The sequence below is a fragment of the Kitasatospora sp. NPDC053057 genome (genome assembly GCF_044546945.1).
In the GTDB taxonomy this organism is placed as follows: Bacteria; Actinomycetota; Actinomycetes; order Streptomycetales; family Streptomycetaceae; genus Kitasatospora.
The window spans coordinates 1-16,350 of the sequence record NZ_JBITZP010000003.1; the positions used below are offsets into that span (position 1 = coordinate 1).

Genomic DNA, 16,350 nt, shown 5'->3' on the forward strand with positions numbered 1-16,350 from the left:
GCAGTACCGCTCCGACATCCTCGACGGCTTCCTCTCCGGCACCGGCCTCTCCCTCGACCTCCCACCGCCATCACCTTGAAGCGCCGAGGTCAGTAACGCCCAGATCCGCAGGCAGGGGCCAAGCACAGTGCGGGTGTCGAGGATTGGACGTCGGGCGCGGATTCCGGAATCTGCAACCACGAGACGACGAAGGCCCCGACCGGAACCCGGTCGGGGCTTCGTTTGCCCTGGCGGGCAGAGGCGGAGGATACGAGATTCGAACTCGTGAGGGGTTGCCCCCAACACGCTTTCCAAATGTTCGTCCGGACGTTCGGGGCTGACTGCATACGTTCTGACCTGTGGTGGAGCGACTCGCTCCCTGGGCTTTGTACGGAGCCGGACGGGGGTGAACGCAACCAGAACTGCAGCCGCGCCGAGTGTCGACGACCGCTGGTCAGCGGGCCGGCGTGGCTTCGCGGTCCAGGGTGCGCTTGATCACGTGAATCCCCTGGTCGACCATCTGGGCGATGGGCTCACCCAGGCTGTTCGGCGTCACGTCGGTGATCCAGATGAATCGGCTGCGGTTCTCGGTGTCGCCGAAGACCTGCATGGAAGCGTGGTGGTGCGTGGGCTTCAATGAGCCGCCGACCACCGCGTAGGCGATGCGCCGGACTTCGTCGTCGATGTCGACGATGAGCTCGCGCACCACGGCGCCGTCCGCGAAGGTCACGATTCTCACCTCGCCCTCGACACGGGTGTCGGTGACGAAACCCGGCGCGAGGCGTTTGTGGACCTGACCGAAGTCGCGCAGCACGGCCCAGATGTTCTCAGGGGCGTTGTTGATCAGGAATTCCCGGTGGATGGATGCCATGGGGCGGTCTCCTCTCTACGTGCTCAGGCGGCGGTGGTGAGGCAGAAGGGATGGCCCTCGGGATCCGTGAGCACGATCCACTTGCCTTCGCCCGGCTGGTCTTCGGGCTTGGACGCCCCGAGGGCAAGCAGTTCGTCGGCCGCGGCGTCCAGGTCGGCGACGGTGAAATCGAGGTGCATGTGCTTGGCGGGATTCGGCCATCCCGGGGCCTGGTAGCCGTCGATGTGCACGAAGGCGATCTGTACCGCGGTGCCGGCGCCCAGGGAGGCGAAGTCGTGGTCGTTGTAGGTGATCTCCCACCTGGTGGCCTTCTGGTAGAAGGCGGCGAGTGCCGCCGGGTCGGCGCAGTCGATCACGATCGTGCTGAGTTGTACGAGAGCAGACATGCCGATGGCTCCTGAGCTTCAGTGCTGAGCGGAGTGTTAGGGGCTGAGCGTGTCGAGAGCACGGCCAGCCGGACTCCGCCAGTCTGCTGGTGGCGACAGGTCCTCGTCTTGAACATCCTTGCGCCCCGTTGTCAGCGCCTCCGCGTAGCGTCTGAAGGGTGCTCACGAGCGTTCCTGTCGCGACCCGTCCCGACTTCAGCATCAGCGCCGTTGCCTGCCGCTCCGACCACACCCGCTGGTCGGCAGCGGAGGTACGCGACGACTACCGCGTGGTGCTGGTGCGCCGTGGCCGGTTTCGCCGGAGGGCCGCCGGTGTCCTCTCGGACGTCGACGCCACCTTGGCCTATGTAGGGGTACCCGGCGAGGAGGAGCACTTCGCCCACCCCGCTGGCGGCGACGTCTGCACGGCGATCAGCGTGACGCCGGAATTGTGGCGATCCATGGCCGGGGATGCGGCCCTGCTCGCACAGACGATCTATGTGGACCCCCACCTCGATCTGGCGCACCGACGGATCTTCGCGGCCGCACACGCGGGAGACGTTGACTTCGCGCTCTCCGAGGAACTGCTGGCCCTGCTGTCGGGCGCGATCGGTCGCACGGCGACCGGATCGACCCCGATCGGTGGAGACTCTTTCGGACCCGACCGGAGCCTCGTCGCAGCCGCCTGCGAGGCAATCGCCGAAGGGCACCCCGCCTCGAACACCCTCTTCTCGCTCGCCGACCTGCTCGGCGTCTCCCCTTACCGCCTCAGCCGGGCCTTCCCACGTGAGCTCGGGGTGTCGGTGACCCGCTACCGCCATCGCGTCCGCATCGGCCGAGCCCTTGACCGCCTGGAGGCCGGCGAAGAGAGCCTCAGCGTCCTCGCCGCCGACCTCGGTTACGCCGACCAGGCCCATCTCACCAGGACCATGCGCCAGCACCTCGGTCGCACGCCGACAGCACTGCGACGCCTCCTTGCCCCTGCGTACTGACCCCACGCCACTCGTCGCCCGCGTCGGTACTGAGACCAAAACTGAGACCACGGCATGACGAAGGCCCCGACCGGAAACCGGTCGGGGCCTTCAACTGCCCTACTGGGCAAGGCGGAGGATACGAGATTCGAACTCGTGAGGGGTTGCCCCCAACACGCTTTCCAACTGTCCGTCCGGACGTTCGGGGCTGGCTGCATACGTTCTGACCTGTGGCGGAGCGACTCGCTCCCTGGGCTTTGTACGGAGCCGGACGGGGGTGAACGCAACCAAAACTGCAACCGGAGTATGTGCGCAGCGGGATCATGGACGTGACGATTCGGACGGTGCCGGACGGCAGCGGATGAGACTGCGGGAGCCTCCCTCAACCGCTGGTCAGCTCCGCACGGAGGGCTCGAACCGGCGACCTTCCGTTCTTCAGGCCGCTCCAGAGGGCCCGCTATCTGAGCGACGCGCAGGTGCGTCCGCCGTAGGAGGGTGAGAAGGTCCGTCGTAGTCCGCCGGGGTTGTCGTAAAGGTTGTCGTACGACAACCCCGGTCGGATCGCATGAACTCGACTTCGGAACCGTGAACCACATTCAGCTCTGCTGCGGCCAGCGGTTGCGGCTCTGAAAGTACTCGAGAGCCGCGGGTTCCTCCGTGAACTCAAGCAAGCCGCCCACCCTGTCTGCCAATAGTGATCGGACCTCGGATGGTGTGGTGAAGAAGAACTCGCGTCGCGCGTTGACGAAGTTGACGCGTCGATCGGCGAATGCCCGATGGAGTTCGGACTCCAACGCCACAGCGTCCTCGGAGAAGAACAGGGCATGGACGTCGTACCGGAACGGCACGGAAGCGTCGCCGAGTTCCCGGACGCGGTCCATCGGATCGAGGCGACGGGTCATGCCGATCTTGACGACGTTCGGACCGAAGGCGCCGATGTTGGAGATGACGTATACGTAGCCAGCGCGGATGTTCGCGATGCGGTAGTCGTTGGCCGCGATGGCATTTTCGATGTCAGCAAGGCGGCTGGAGAGTTCGGTGGCAGCGGTGTCGTCGCCCTTGGCGCGGAGGGACGCAAGGACGCTTATGTAGTGCGCTCGTTCCTTCTCGAGCCGCTCCTTCTCGGCAGCCAACTCACGTTCAGCCTGGCGCTGTTCGCGAAGAAGCTGGCGCTCCTGGCGGGCGTGTTCGCGCTCTTCCTGCACCTTCATCTGGAAGTCAGCAGTCAGCTCGAGTTCAGTGACTCGCAGAGCGTGATACTCGGGATTGATCCGCATCTCCATGAGTGCCCCGAGCTTCTCGATCGCCGTGACCGCCGACTCCAGCCGCCTCTGTGCGGTGCGTACGTTCCCTGACCTCAACGAGCGCACGCAGTTGTCGGCCTCGGCGTTGTAGGCCCGCAGCATCAGCCTGGACAGATCGCCGACAAGTTTCCGTCCTCGGGCTAGAGATCCCTCGAAGGTGAACATGTCGGCGGCGAGGATCGCGCGGCTGCTCTTGATGACGTCGTCGATCTGGCCTTCGAGACTGCGCAGCCGGTCCTTGTAGGCCGCCGCGCTCTCCAGAGGATGGCGGTAGCGGTAGATGCCAACGTCCTGCAAGGCGCGCTGGTCGCTGAGATCGATCACGTCGGTGCCACTTTGTGTGGCGGCGAGCGCCGCTTCGAGATCGGCGATTCGGGCCAACAACGGCGCGGGGTCGACTCCACGGAACGGTGGCGGAGTCGGCGGGTTGGCAGATGTCTGGTCTGGCCTAGTCACCAACGACCCCTGTGTGCCGGGACCGGGGAAGTCTCGGTAGTTGGCGCGGTCGTGGACCCGTCAACGTCGCTGTGCGATTTGGACTCGCCGTCGGGCACGAAGAGCTGCCAGCCAGGTGGTGGGGTCGGCCAGGCCGGGTCGGGCTTCCATCCTGGCGGGGGAGTCCAGCCTTCGGGCGGTGTAGGCCACCCTGGCGGTGGGTTGAATCGCATTGTCACTGTCCTCGAACGCGGATGCCGCGACTGGTGTTTGCCGGGACTAGGTCGAATGGCGACTTCGACATTGCAGCACCAAGGTGCTGCAATGTGGCCTGGGGCACCACTTTGGCCAGATCGAAGGTGTTGAAGGTCGCGCGGTCCGCAGCGACGATGACAAGAGGAACGGTGGTTGGGCGGCCAGTGGCGGGGTCGATTGTATCGACGCCGACCGTCAGCGCGATCGAGTGGACTTTGCCGGCGCGGTCGGCCTCGAAGACTTCATGCAGACTGCGAACTGCGACCTGCCAGACAGCATTCGCGTACCGCTCCTTTTTTTCGCGAATTGGCAGGTCGGTTGAGGCAATCTCATCCCTCGCCTTCACGTATCGGTACCCCTTCACTGAGGGTATGCTTGAGGGCTCTGGAACGCTGACTGCAAGCGCGAGTTCGCGGGATGCGAGATTGAACGCGTGATCGTGCTCGACCGGGAATACCTCGGGGTAGATCGAGTTGGAAAGGACGATGCCGACGTACTCCTGGATGGCGGACTCGACATCAAAGGCAAGGTCGTTGATGAGCTTGCTGACCTTGGCGTTGTGAGCCGACGCCTCAGCCTCGCGCTTTTCGCATTCCTGCTTGTATTTCTCCTCGGCAGCAGATAGTTCCGCCACACGTTTGGCTTCCAATTTCTCGCGGTGGGCCATTTCCTTGAGGTAGCTGTTGTGGGCAGCATTCCTGGTGCGCTCCCAGTAGCCATGCGCGTTTTCAAAGGCGGCCCGGGCTTCCTCGATGGCCTGTTGGTGCCGTTTTTTGCCGCCAAGCATGGCTGAGAGTCCGCTGGGTGCAGGCGGCTCCTGATACACGGGCTCAGGCTCGTAGTGCGGCTCTGTAACCTTGGGCGCAGGGACAACCAGGCCGCGAGGATTGAACGGAGGATGCTCGACCTTCGAGATCTTCAATGATTCGAGATCGACAAAGTCGTCTATGCCCAGGGTCCACGCGAGCAGACTGTCGATGTCGGCAAGATCGCTGGCCAGATCGGTGTTCATGGACTCGACTTCGGCGAGCCTGGACTCCACATGGAGTCGCGCAGCCTCGCGCTCCGCGGCCTTCTTCTCAGCAGCAGAGGCTCTTGCCGCCACCACCTGCGCGCGTTCGTATGCCCTCATGGCTTGTTCGGCTTGGCGCTGCGCTGCAAGATGAGCACGATGGGCGGCTGCCTGCTGCTGGCGTCGGCGCTTCTCCGCCTGCTGCGCCTGGAAGTTCATCTCCGCAAAGAAGCCGCGACGTTTGCCCATGACATCCCCTACAAGACCCGGTACCGAGGATCAAACCTTGCGAGTTTCACCGTAGCGATGATCACTGTCGCCGGCGGGGTTAACCCAGGATTGAGGGCGGAGGTCGCCGCAGGTCCCGCGTAGGTAGCAGGACGATGACGGCGGCGCGGGGGATACCGATCCGTGGGGCGGCGAGGCCCATGCCCATGGCGAAGGAGTGGACGGCCGATCCGGTCGACGGCAGTGAACAGTTCGTCGACCACGGTCTGGGCGGCGGTGGCCTCGGTCGGCAGGTCGAACGGCTCGGCCGGGTGATTGAGGCTGGGGGTGCCCTGTTCGACCACGCCGAGGGACTGCATCTGCTGGCTGGGAAGCACTTTGATCACCTGTTTCCGTGGTCTGCGTCTGGCTTGGGGCGGCCAGAGCGAGCGTGGAGAAGCAGGACCGCGATGGCCCGGGCGAAGTGCTGGGCCCCGTTAGGCGCGGCGACTTACGCGAAGCCAAGCGGACCTCTGATCCACGCTACTGGCGGTGCCCTGCTGCCTTCCCCGTTTCGTCTCTGCGCATGGCGGTCATCGCCAACTCGGCGAGGCGCGGGAGGAATTTCACGTCGAGCTGTTCGACCGGGTGCAGGAGACCCCGGTCGCAGGTCTCGGCGACCCACACCGCGCAGTCGGCTCGCGGGTAGGCGGGGTTGATGCCGACCTCTCCCTTCGGGACCGTCCCGTTGAACGGGGCGGGGACGCCCTCGGTGTTCCAATAGGCCCACGCCTCCATGGCCTTGGCCTGCTCGAAGGCGAGGTAGAGCTGCGGGTAGCGGTCGATGACCCGTAGGTCTCGAAAGACGAGCTGTCCCAGCAACCCCGGTGCCGCTTTGGTGAGAGTGTCGAAGTCCGGGTGGTGGAAGGTGAAGGAGGCTGCGTCCTGGTCGGGGGCAAGCGCCACGGTGGCGAACAGATGCGACAGGCGCCTCCTCGTGTACTGGGCGACTCCGGCGGTGAGGTCGGTTTCGATCTGGCCGACGAGGTTGAGGAGGCGGCCGTGTCCCGGGTTGAAGCGGGACAGGTCGAAGAGCTTGTCCATGCCTTGGACGGCGGAGAAGGCGAGCTGTTTGTAGAGGCGGTTGTTCATCTCGCCGAGCTGTGCGTACGCCTTGGTCTCGCGACTGGTGGAGTGGAGCATCAGGTACTCGGACAGTACCTCGAAGTAGAGGTAGCCGAGGAACGGGAAGGCTGGCACGGTGGCGGCGAGTTGGTCGATGAAGTCGGCGTCCGGCGTTGGTGTTCCGGTGGCGGTGTCGAGGAAGGGTGCCGCGGCCTGGACGCGTTGCAGGGCGGTGCGGCGGAGCTTGGCGTCTTCGTGCTCGGTGAGGAAGCTGCGGTGGGTGAGGTAGGTCCGCAGGTGGATGGCGCCGAGGCGGAGGTAGTCGATGCCCTTGGGCGGGACCGGGGCGTCGGGGGTGATCTCGAAGACGAGGGTGCTGGTGTGTTTCTTGGTCTCCAGGAGGTAGGAGCCGAGGTTGTGGGGGCGTAGGCCGACAGGCTCCGGTGTGAGGGGTGCGCAGTAGAGGGCGGCGACGAGGCAGCCGGTGGAGGCGTAGAGGTGGCCGCTGGCGCGGATGGCGTCGAGGGCGACGGTGGTGTGCATCAGGTGGATGGGACGGCCGGAGGCGAGGGTCTCGGTCATGGCGTTGCCGCGCAGGAGCCAGCCGTTGGGGGTCTCGTGTTCGAGGTGGGATCGCCAGTCGGCTTCGGTCTCGGTGAGGCCAGCGGGCTCAGGGCGGGTGGGGTCGGTGGTGTAGTCGGTGTGGGCGTTGTCCCACTCGGCGTGCATGAGATGGCCTCCTACTGCGCGGGGTCGAGGATCTGGCGGGCGTGGATGAGTGCACCGTGGTTGCTGGCGCCGTCGAGGCGAGCCTGTTCGCTGCGGACCACGAGGCCGTGGGCGGCGGCGTGGAGCCAGTCGGGCGGCACGAGCCGCAGGTGGGACGGGTCAGGCCACCAGCGGGCGAGGGGAAGCCGGTAACGGTCCAGGCAGTCGGCGGCCTTGAGTAGGTCGATCAGGTGCGGTGCTCGCTGGTAGAGGTGGTTCTGCTGCGGGGTGAAGCGCTCGTACGGCACGTCGTGGAGGCTGATGGCGGTGGAGGCGTGCGCGAGGACGTCCTGCGGCAGCTCCCGGCCGACCAGGCCGGTGACGGCGGCGTGGTTGCGGGTGAACCAGGCCGCTGCCCGTCGGCCGTGGCCGGGGTCGTCCCGGTCGTTGTGGCGCTGGCAGTCGTGGACGGCTGCGGCGGCGCACAGCGCGGCTCTGTGGTCGCGGTCGAGTCCGTACTCCTGGGCCAGGATCGACGAGAGCAGCGAGACTCGGGCGTTGTGACGAACGCCGTGGATGGAGTCGGCGCACCGGGGCTCCGTGAACCAGGTGACGTCCGGTACCAGCATGAGCGGCGGGTGTGGCAGGGTGGGCGGCACGGCGGAGACCTCGGGCCGCATCCCGGCGATCCAGTTCAGCGTGGGCCGGTCCATGACCTGGTGGTCCGGAAGCATCCGCCTCTCGGCGAGTTCTCTGAGTGACGCGGCGTCCGAGCTGTGCGTTCGTTGGGCCATGTCTGTTTCCTCGAAGGGATGGGTTCGGTGGGCATCAAGCTGGGCGTGGCGGTGCTGACCATGGGCACGCGGCCGAAGGAACTGGCCGAGCTGCTGGCCTCGGTGGAGATGCAAACCGTCCCGGCCGCGAAGGTCGTGGTGGTTGCCCAGGGCTGCCCGCTGCCGGAGCTCCCGGCGTGGGTGGAGGGCGTCGAGCTGGCCGAGAACCTTGGGGTGACCGGCGGCCGGAACGTGGCGCTGGAGCACCTGCGCGACGTGGACGTGGTGATCGACCTGGACGACGACGGCCTGCTGGTCGCCGACGACGTGTTCGCGAGGATCGAGGCCCTGTACGAGGCCGACCCCCGGCTGGGCATCGTCTCCTTCCGGATCGCCGACGAGACCGGGCTGACCCAGCGCCGCCACGTTCCCCGGCTGCGGGCCGGCGATCCTATGCGCGGTGGCGAGGTGACCAGCTTCCTCGGCGGCGGCCATGGGCTGTCGACGAGGATGTTGCAGCAGGTCGGGGACTGGCCGGACGCGTTCTTCTTCGCGCACGAGGAGACCGACATGGCCTGGCGGGCGCTCGACGCTGGCTGGAGGGTGCTGTACGCCCCGGAACTGCTGCTGCAGCACCCGCGGACCAGCCCGACCCGGCATTCGTTCTTCTACCGGGTGAACGCCCGCAACCGCGTGTACCTCGCGCGCCGGCACCTGCCCGCCGTGCTGGTGCCGGTCTACCTCGGCGTGTGGGTGGTGCTCACCGTCGCCCGCACCCGGAACGCGGCTGGGTTGAAGGCGTGGTTCTCGGGCTTCGCCGAGGGCTGGCGCACACCGTGCGGTCGGCGCAAGCCGATGCGCTGGCGCACGGTGTGGACCATGACCCGGCTCGGCCGGCCCCCGATCATCTAGGCCGCAGCCGCCCGACGCATCCACTCCGGGATCGCGCCGGGGTTCGCCCGCAGCCAGGCCACGTAGCGGGCGACGCCCTCCTCGATGCTGGTGGTCGGCCGCCAGCCCAGCAGCTCCTCCATCCGCTCGACGGAGGCGTACCCGCCCTCGGGGTCGCCGGGCGGCATCGGTGTCTCAATGAGCTGCGTGTCGGGGTAGTGGGCGCGGACCAGTTCGGCGACCTGCCGGATCGACGTGCCGGTGCCCGTACCGATGTTCACGGTCTCGTTGTGCGCGCGGGGCGAGGTCAGCGCGTGCAGGGTGCCAGTGGCGATGTCGTCGACGTGGACCAAGTCACGGACCTGGTGGCCGCCGCCGTTGAGCTGCAGTGGCAGGCCGAGCGCGGCCCGCATGGCGAACCAGGCGACCACCCAGGAGTGGCTGTTCTCCTTCACGATCTGAGGGTCGCCGTAGACCGAGAAGTACCGCACGATCGCATAGGAGCGGTCGGCCTCCCCGAGCATGGCGGCGGTCTGGTACTCGCCCCAGACCTTGCTGTTCCCGTACACCGACACCGGCGCGACTGCCGCGTCCTCGACGAACCGAGGGCTGCCGTTGCCGTAGACGCTGGCCGAGGAGACGAACACCATGCGCTGCACCCGCGTGGAGGCGGCGACGGCGTCGAGGACGTGCTGGGTGCCGATGATGTTGGAGTTGATGGCGTCCAGCGGCCGGCGCGTGCAGGCGGCGACGTCGGCCAGCGCGGCGGCGTGGATCACGTAGTCGCATTCGGTGATCACTCGGTTCATCAGACCCGGTTCGGCGATGTCGCCGACGATGAAGTCCGGGTTGAAGGTGTCGATGCCGAAGCGCTCGCGGTACACCTCGGGCGGATAGGCGTCGAGCTTGCACACCGAGATGGCGCGTGCGCCGAGTCGGCGGAGCTGGGCCGTGATGCGGCTGCCGATCAGGCCGCCGGCCCCGGTGATCAGGACGGTCTTCCCGGAGAGCTGTTCCAGGGACATGAGGTTCTCCTCCAACGGTGAGTAGTGGTTGGCTGGTTGCGACTTATGCGGATCAGCCGGTGCGATGCTGCGGGCAGGCGCAGTCGGGCCAGACCTCGATCCGGGCGACGTACTCGTCGGGGCCCGGGTTGGCGGCGATCACGCCGGAGTCGTCGTAGCGGGTACCGTCCTGCGCGATCCTGAACGTGCGGATGGTCAGACCCGGGCGACGGCTGGCACGAGTAGCGCGGCCCTCTTCAGCAGTTGCGCTCGCCTTGCTATCCGCCGGGGACCGCGCTTCGGGGGCATGTCCGGTCATGGCGTTGTCCATCGGATCCCTCCCATTGCCGGCCACGGGCCGGTGCGCCCGTGGTGCTGGACGGGGTGATCGGCAGGTGCTGCAAACCGCCCCGATCTCACTCTTCGCTGTCAGTTGTGCGCGGATTGCGAAGTGCCGTCAGCATGGCGGCGGGCGGCCACGCATCGATACGACGTCGCTGCCGTCATGGCCGCGTCGTCGCCTGGCGCTGGTTGGCGTGGTCGACGACGTGGTGCGTCATGACCACCGTCATGGCTGCCGTCATCTGGCCCGAGAGCCCTCCGAACGGGTTTCCTGCGGACCGGCCACGGCTATCGTCAGAGCAGACGAACGGGGACGGAGAGGATCCGCAGTGGCCGAAACTCCCACGCTCTTAAGGGTCTTGACGCTACAGCGCCACTGGCAGGTCTACGAGACCTTCCGCCTCCGGTTCGAGGCGACGGCGAACTCGGCCGCCGAGCAGGAAAACGACCCCCGTCTCCGGGGCCTGTCGGTCTCCAAACGGCAGTTCGAGCGCTGGTACGGCGGCGCGGTGAAGACCCGCCCCTACCCGGACCAGTGCCGGGTGCTGGAGGCGATGTTCGGGGTCAGCGTCGACGTGCTCCTCGCGCCCGCACCGGCCCCGTCCCTGCCAGCGCCTGCGGTCGCCGGCTCGTTCGTCATCCCGCCGCCACGGCCGGTCCCTGTCCTACTCCCATCCGAGCAGGCAGCGGCGCTGCCTGCCGGCGGTCCGTTCAGCAGCGAGACCCGCTTCGACGCGGGCACCACGGAATTGGAAAGGCAGGTCACGATGGCGGCTCGTCGTGCACTTCGGTTCTCCGCGATGGCGGAGGGCAGCAGCATCGGCCCGGAGACCCTGGGACAGATCCACGACGAGGTGCGGCGACTGACCGTCGCCTACCCCAGGCTGGCGCTGCCGACCCTGCTCGGCGACCTGGTCGAGGTCCAGGACCTCACCTTCCGGCTGCTGGAACACGGCCGGGTCAAGCCGCTGCAGGCCCGCGACCTGTACCTGCTCGCCGGGATCACCTCCGGCATGCTCGCCAAGGCCAGCCACGACCTGGGCAACCCGAGCGCCGAGATGATGCAGGCCCGCACCGCCTTTGTCTGCGCCGACAACGCCGACCACCACGCCATGCGCGTCTGGGTCCGCTCGCTCCAGTCGCTCATCTCCTACTGGGCGGGCCGCCCCGGCGAGGCCGCCGACTACGCCGCCCTCGGGCAGAGCGCGGCTGGCGACGTCCGCGGCACCACCAGCGTCTGGCTCGCCTGTCTCTCCGCCCGCGCCCACTCCCTCCTCGGCGACGGCGAGGCCACCCGCACCGCCGTCCAGCAGGCCGAGGACGCCCGCGCGGCCGCTGAACCGGACGACCTCGACGCCTTCGGCGGCATCATGACCTTCCCCGTGCCCCGACAGCTCTACTACGTCGCCGAGGCCACCGTGCAGCTCGGCGAGGACGCCGCACTCGGCGAGAGCCAGTCCGAGGCCGCCGTCGCCGCCTACCGCGACGCCTCCGAGGACGACTGGGCCTTCGGCGACGAGGCCGGCGCCCAGACCGACCTCGCCCTCGCCCGCATCGCCCGAGGCGAGGTCGAAGGTGCCACCGAGGCCGTCCGCCCGGTGCTCGACCTGCCCATCGAGCAGCGGAACTTCGGCATCGTCAGCAGCGCCCAGCGCGTCCACGCCGCCCTGCACGGCGACGGCCGCCGCGGTGTCGGTGCGGCGGCCGACGTGCGCGAGGAGATCGAGGCCTTCACCGCCACCCCGACCTCAGTCCTTGTCCGGTGACCCCACGGATAGGCTCCGCAGCCATGACCCCAGTTCACCTGGCCGGCCCCCGCCTGGCGCTGCGCGAAGTCGAACCCGAGGACACCGATGCCCTCCTGGCCATCTACGGAGACCCCGAGGCCACCAGGCACCTCAGCTTCGAACCCCGTACCCGCGAGCAGGTCCAGGCCATCACCGCCCGCTCCATCGTCTCCGCGAACGCCACCCCGCGCACCGAGTACTGCCTCGCCATCACCCGGCTCGGCGAGCACCAGCTGATCGGCTACGCCCGCCTGGCCACTGAGCCGCAGCAGGCCGCCACCATCGGCTTCGCCCTCCACCCGGCCGAGTGGGGCAAGGGTCTCGGCACGGAAACCGTCCACCTGCTGTGCGCCCTCGGCTTCAACGCCCTCGGCCTGCACCGCATCTGGGCCGCCCGCTCACCGCTCAACGAGGCATCCGCGCGCACCCTGCTGCGAGCCGGCATGACCGAGGACGGGCGGATCCGCGACCACGTCTTCGTCCACGGCGCCTGGCGCGACTCGATCACCTACTCGATCCTGGAGCAGGAGTGGTCGCCGAACGGTGTGCTAGAGATCGCCGCCGAGCACGAGAGCTGAGTCCCGGGGGATCTGTGCCTATGGCTCTGGCAGCGCAGCACCTCTGCGATCTCTCCCGCTGGCCTTGGCTCCGGGCCTGCCCTCGCACCCCTGGGCGAGGGCAGATGCGTGCGGCGGGCGGTACGGCCGTCGTATGCGACAGCCTGCTCCGTCAGGAGCGGGCCATGGGGTAAGGACTCCTTACCCCACAACTTGCTCCGGCTTCCGGGTCGGCACTGCTCTTGAATCTGGGCTGGCACAGACCAAACCATCGGGCGTTGCACCGTGCGGTGGAAGCTCGGCCATGTGCTCGAAGCCGGGCGTTCACGGCGGGGCGTACACGCGAGCCCCCTTCTAAAAGGGGGCTCGCGCGTGAACGCTGGGTCGCGTGGACGGCGTGTGCGCCTCCGTGATCGCTCTACCTGCGGTTTCTTCGTCGAGCGTGGACGGTGTGAACGGTTTTCGCACGGCCCTCTGCGGAAGGCGTGCGTGGACGGTCCCGTGTACGGGGTCGCGCCCGGAAGGCGCCCAGTGGTGGCGATGATCCGCCCGTTCACCAGCGGGGCGGTTGCGACGGTCGGCGCTGCCCGCTGTCCGACGCGGTCACCCCGGTCAGTTTGGTCGGCCAGAGTGACCGGGGTGACCGGAACCCCGGTCGCTGCGGTTGGTCGGTACGACGGAGTGACCGGAACCCCGGTCGCTGCGGTTGGTCGGTACGACGGAGTGACCGGGGGCGCGGTCACTGCGCTGTCCCCGGTCACTCCTGTCACCGCTGTGGCGGTCAGGAGACGGCGGTGATGTGTCGGGCGGAGGGGCGGTAACGGGCCTGCTGGCCGCCCCCGGCGCCGCCGGCGGCGCCTTCGGTCTTGACCGCCAGCCCGCTCTTGACCAGTCGGTCAAGGTGGCGGCGGGCCTTCTCGATGTCGGCGCGGTCGGGGTTGGCCTCGCCGGTCAGAGCGGTCGCCAGGTCACGGGCAGTCAGGCCGTCGGTGGTGGCGCGCAGGAGGGTGACCGGGTCCAGGGTCGGCTCGACGTAGGTGGTTCCGCGCTGGTGGTCGTGGACGACCGGCAGCGGGCCGATCTCGCCGGTCACGGTCTTGAGGTGGTGAATGGTGACCGCCGGGTCGCCGGCTTCTCCGGCGATGAACAGGACACTGCCCGCTCCGGCGGTCAGCCAGGTCGAGCCGTACACCCGGTCCAGGGTGGGGCGCTGGCCGCGTGGCGCGTCGGCGGTGGCCTTGCGCTGGTGGTGGAGCTCCATGATCTGGACGCCTGCGCGCAGGGCCCGCATGCGGGCGTTGTTGAAGGCGACGGCCAGGGAGTCGTCGACGAGGGTGCTGACTGCGTCCTTGAGGCTGTCGATGACGATGGTGTCGGCGCGGTGGGCGGCGGCGAGTTCGGCGAGGAGGTCGGGTTCCTTGTCGAGGGTGGCGGGGAGCGGGCCCTGCCACACGGCGAGCCGGTCGCGCAGGTGGGCCTCGTCAGCGGGGGTGATGCGACGGGCCATGGCGCGGGCGATCTGCTGGGGGCGGTCCATGGCGAGGTAGAGGACGCGTTCTCCCTCGGCGACGGGCAGGTCAAGGACGGCGGCCTGGAGGCCGAGGCGGGCGAGGACGACCTGGTGGGCGATGGTGGTCTTGCCGACGCCCGGTGCGCCGACGATCATCAGGCTTTCGCCGGAGGCCCAGGCGGTCTGTTCGCGGGTGCCCCAGAGGGGTTCCTTGTCCGCGCCGGTCTTGGTGACGAAGTCCCAGCCGTTGACGATGTAGCGGGACAGGCGGCTGCTGCCGGAGGCCAGGGCGCGTTCGCGCTCGGCACGGATCTCCGTCTCGACGGCCGTGCGGATCTCGTCCGGGTCAGCACCTGGGGTCAGCGCGTGGTGGACGGTGCGGATGCCGGTGGCGTGCAGGGTCCGCAGTTGGGCGTCGCGGCGCACGATCTGCGCGTAGTAGTCGGCGTTGTCCGTCGAGGGCGGCGCGACGGCGACCAGCGTGTGTAGGTAGGACGAGCCCCCGACGCGGGAGAGATCCCCCTTGCCTTGGAGGTGGTCCGCGAGGGCGATGGGGTCGGTCGGGGCGTCTTCGGCGCGCAGGGCGAGGATCGCGCGCCAGATGGTCTCGTGGGCGGGCCGGTAGAAGTCGCCCGCGTCCAGCGTCCCCCGGACCTGATCCACCGCGTGGTGCTTCAGCATGCATGCGCCGAGGACTGCCTGCTCGGCGTCGATGTTGTGCGGCGGTTCCCCGGAGGTGGTGTCGACGGGCACGGGGTAGGGCTCCGACGCGCGGCGGTCCCGTCGCCGGTCGTGGGCTGACGGGCCCGGCGGCGGAGCCGTAGGCTTGTCCACAGCGGTGTCCTCACTCGGAGGATTCGGGCGGCTACCCGGTTCCTCCGTTGTCGACTGTTCCAGGGATGGGCGGTTTCGAGGTTTCTGCTGTGGCCCCCGGTGTTCGTAGCACTGGGGGCCTTCTTCGCCGCGTCGCCGGGTAGCTGGCCCGGCTGGCCGATGCAGTTCGGCTCAGTTGCGTTTCATCTTGCATCACGTTAACGTCGTGCTCGACGCATTGCAAATGGGCTTATCGACGATGCATGGAGGGTTGACCGTGGCTGACGAAGACCGGCGACAACGACTGGAGGGGGAGGAGAACGTCGCCCGGCGCATCAAAATGGAGCGCGAGGCGCGCGGGTGGAGTACCGCCACGCTCGCCGAGCGCCTGACCGAGGCCGGCTACCCGCTCAACCAGTCGGCGGTGTGGCGCATTGAGAGCGGCGAGCCACGTCGCAGGGTCAACCTGGACGAGGCCATCGGCTTCGCCAAGGTCTTCGACATCTCCCTGGACAACCTGGTCGGACCACCCGAGATCGCCGCGAACACCCACGTGAAGCGGCTGCTAGCCGATTTTGCCGAGAGCTGGCAGAAGTCCGTCGCCGCCCGCAAGGAGATGGACCTGGCCCGCGAGGCGCTCGACGCCTATGGCCGTGCCCACCCGAACCTCCAAGAGCTCATCAGAGCGATGATCACCCGGGTCGTAGCGGACGCGGCAGGTGACGACTACCGCTCGCCGAACTTCCCGCCCGGCGCCTCCGACGCCGAGGGTCTCGGCGACCCAGGAACCGAGACGTAGCCAGAGCACCCGAGGGCGTGCCCCGACCACCTGAGGCCGCCCGCTATCCGTCGCTGCTTCCGCACGCCAGTCCCGTCGCCGATCCGATGATGACCGGCATCATGCCGGGCATCCGGCGGTTTGGTGCGGCCGGAATCTGCGGCTAACGTCCCGTCCCGCCGGTCCGACCACGGGCTTCGCCAGCCAGTGAACCCTCGACCAGCCATGCCCTCCGCAGCCCCTCGGCGCTACGAACGCCGGGGGTCGCCACGCGGACCCGAACCACCAATCGCCCATCCCTGGAACATCGACAACGGTGGCGCATAGCCGAAAGCGCCGCTGGGATAGGACACCCATGTCCGAAACGTCTTTCGAGCTCTCCCGAGTGGCCTACGCCCTCGGCACCACCGAGCACGTGCTCCTCCGCCTGATCGCTGATCAGGACGGGGCTGCGGCCGACTCCACACTGGTCGCGCTCACCGTCGAGGAGGCTGCCCGCCGACTCGGCATCGGGCGAACGAAGATGTACGAGTTCGTCGTCTCCGGCGAGATCCCCTCCGTGAAGATCGGAAGCCTCCGCCGGATACCCGCCGAGGCGGTGGGCGCGTTCCTCGCGAAGCGCCTTCACTCCGCCGGCCTCGACCTTGCGGCCTGAGGGGGCAG

General features: G+C 68.1%; 15 protein-coding genes. 6 read left to right on the forward strand and 9 right to left on the reverse strand.

Annotation, left to right across the window (positions count from 1 at the left end):
* Positions 1-433: 433 nt before the first annotated feature.
* Together ACIG5E_RS04680 and ACIG5E_RS04685 are read right to left on the reverse strand one after the other, a co-directional pair.
* Positions 434-850 carry an SRPBCC family protein gene (locus ACIG5E_RS04680; RefSeq protein ID WP_396531460.1) on the reverse strand — a complete coding sequence of 139 codons (417 nt, stop codon included), beginning with the start codon at positions 848-850 and terminating at the stop codon, positions 434-436.
* A gap of 23 nt (positions 851-873) precedes the next feature.
* Positions 874-1,236 (reverse strand): VOC family protein, encoded by a 363-nt coding sequence (locus tag ACIG5E_RS04685; protein WP_396531461.1) that lies wholly within the window; start codon positions 1,234-1,236, stop codon positions 874-876.
* Between the two features lie 158 nt (positions 1,237-1,394).
* Here ACIG5E_RS04685 and ACIG5E_RS04690 point away from each other — a divergent pair, with 158 nt between their 5' ends.
* Positions 1,395-2,207, forward strand: coding sequence for a helix-turn-helix domain-containing protein (locus ACIG5E_RS04690; protein WP_396531462.1), 813 nt, complete (start codon positions 1,395-1,397; stop codon positions 2,205-2,207).
* A gap of 575 nt (positions 2,208-2,782) precedes the next feature.
* Here the strand turns inward: ACIG5E_RS04690 and ACIG5E_RS04695 are convergent.
* The 4 genes from ACIG5E_RS04695 to ACIG5E_RS04710 form a co-directional block, all read right to left on the reverse strand.
* Entirely contained in the window at positions 2,783-3,871 is a 1,089-nt protein-coding gene (locus ACIG5E_RS04695) for a DUF4041 domain-containing protein (RefSeq protein ID WP_396531463.1), read from the reverse strand.
* A 289-nt stretch (positions 3,872-4,160) separates the two neighbouring features.
* On the reverse strand, positions 4,161-5,441 hold the full coding sequence (locus ACIG5E_RS04700; protein WP_396531464.1) for a hypothetical protein: 1,281 nt from the start codon (positions 5,439-5,441) through the stop codon (positions 4,161-4,163).
* A gap of 501 nt (positions 5,442-5,942) precedes the next feature.
* Entirely contained in the window at positions 5,943-7,253 is a 1,311-nt protein-coding gene (locus ACIG5E_RS04705) for a hypothetical protein (protein ID WP_396531465.1), read from the reverse strand.
* Positions 7,254-7,264: 11 nt separating this feature from the next.
* The gene (locus ACIG5E_RS04710; RefSeq protein WP_396531466.1) at positions 7,265-8,026 is read right to left on the reverse strand and encodes a hypothetical protein; all 762 of its coding nucleotides are present in this window, start codon (positions 8,024-8,026) and stop codon (positions 7,265-7,267) included.
* Positions 8,027-8,044: 18 nt separating this feature from the next.
* Between ACIG5E_RS04710 and ACIG5E_RS04715 the strand changes: the two genes are divergently transcribed.
* Positions 8,045-8,917 carry a glycosyltransferase family 2 protein gene (locus ACIG5E_RS04715; protein ID WP_396531467.1) on the forward strand — a complete coding sequence of 291 codons (873 nt, stop codon included), beginning with the start codon at positions 8,045-8,047 and terminating at the stop codon, positions 8,915-8,917.
* Here the strand turns inward: ACIG5E_RS04715 and ACIG5E_RS04720 are convergent.
* Together ACIG5E_RS04720 and ACIG5E_RS04725 are read right to left on the reverse strand one after the other, a co-directional pair.
* The gene (locus ACIG5E_RS04720; RefSeq protein ID WP_396531469.1) at positions 8,914-9,921 is read right to left on the reverse strand and encodes an NAD-dependent epimerase/dehydratase family protein; all 1,008 of its coding nucleotides are present in this window, start codon (positions 9,919-9,921) and stop codon (positions 8,914-8,916) included. The two genes, ACIG5E_RS04715 and ACIG5E_RS04720, sit on opposite strands and share 4 nt — an antisense overlap.
* A 52-nt stretch (positions 9,922-9,973) precedes the next feature.
* Entirely contained in the window at positions 9,974-10,231 is a 258-nt protein-coding gene (locus ACIG5E_RS04725) for a hypothetical protein (RefSeq protein ID WP_396531470.1), read from the reverse strand.
* Positions 10,232-10,601: 370 nt separating this feature from the next.
* On the opposite strand from ACIG5E_RS04725, the gene ACIG5E_RS04730 reads away from it, so the two are divergent.
* Both ACIG5E_RS04730 and ACIG5E_RS04735 read left to right on the forward strand, forming a co-directional pair.
* The gene (locus tag ACIG5E_RS04730; protein ID WP_396531471.1) at positions 10,602-12,008 is read left to right on the forward strand and encodes a hypothetical protein; all 1,407 of its coding nucleotides are present in this window, start codon (positions 10,602-10,604) and stop codon (positions 12,006-12,008) included.
* Positions 12,009-12,031: 23 nt separating this feature from the next.
* A complete protein-coding gene (locus ACIG5E_RS04735) occupies positions 12,032-12,607 on the forward strand; it encodes a GNAT family N-acetyltransferase (RefSeq protein ID WP_396531473.1) in 576 nt (191 codons plus the stop codon).
* A gap of 760 nt (positions 12,608-13,367) precedes the next feature.
* Here the strand turns inward: ACIG5E_RS04735 and ACIG5E_RS04740 are convergent.
* Positions 13,368-14,849 carry a DnaB-like helicase N-terminal domain-containing protein gene (locus ACIG5E_RS04740; RefSeq protein WP_396531475.1) on the reverse strand — a complete coding sequence of 494 codons (1,482 nt, stop codon included), beginning with the start codon at positions 14,847-14,849 and terminating at the stop codon, positions 13,368-13,370.
* 337 nt (positions 14,850-15,186) lie between these two features.
* Here ACIG5E_RS04740 and ACIG5E_RS04745 point away from each other — a divergent pair, with 337 nt between their 5' ends.
* Entirely contained in the window at positions 15,187-15,708 is a 522-nt protein-coding gene (locus ACIG5E_RS04745) for a helix-turn-helix domain-containing protein (RefSeq protein ID WP_396531476.1), read from the forward strand.
* Positions 15,709-16,042: 334 nt separating this feature from the next.
* Entirely contained in the window at positions 16,043-16,342 is a 300-nt protein-coding gene (locus tag ACIG5E_RS04750) for a helix-turn-helix domain-containing protein (protein ID WP_380417380.1), read from the forward strand.
* Positions 16,343-16,350: the final 8 nt, after the last annotated feature.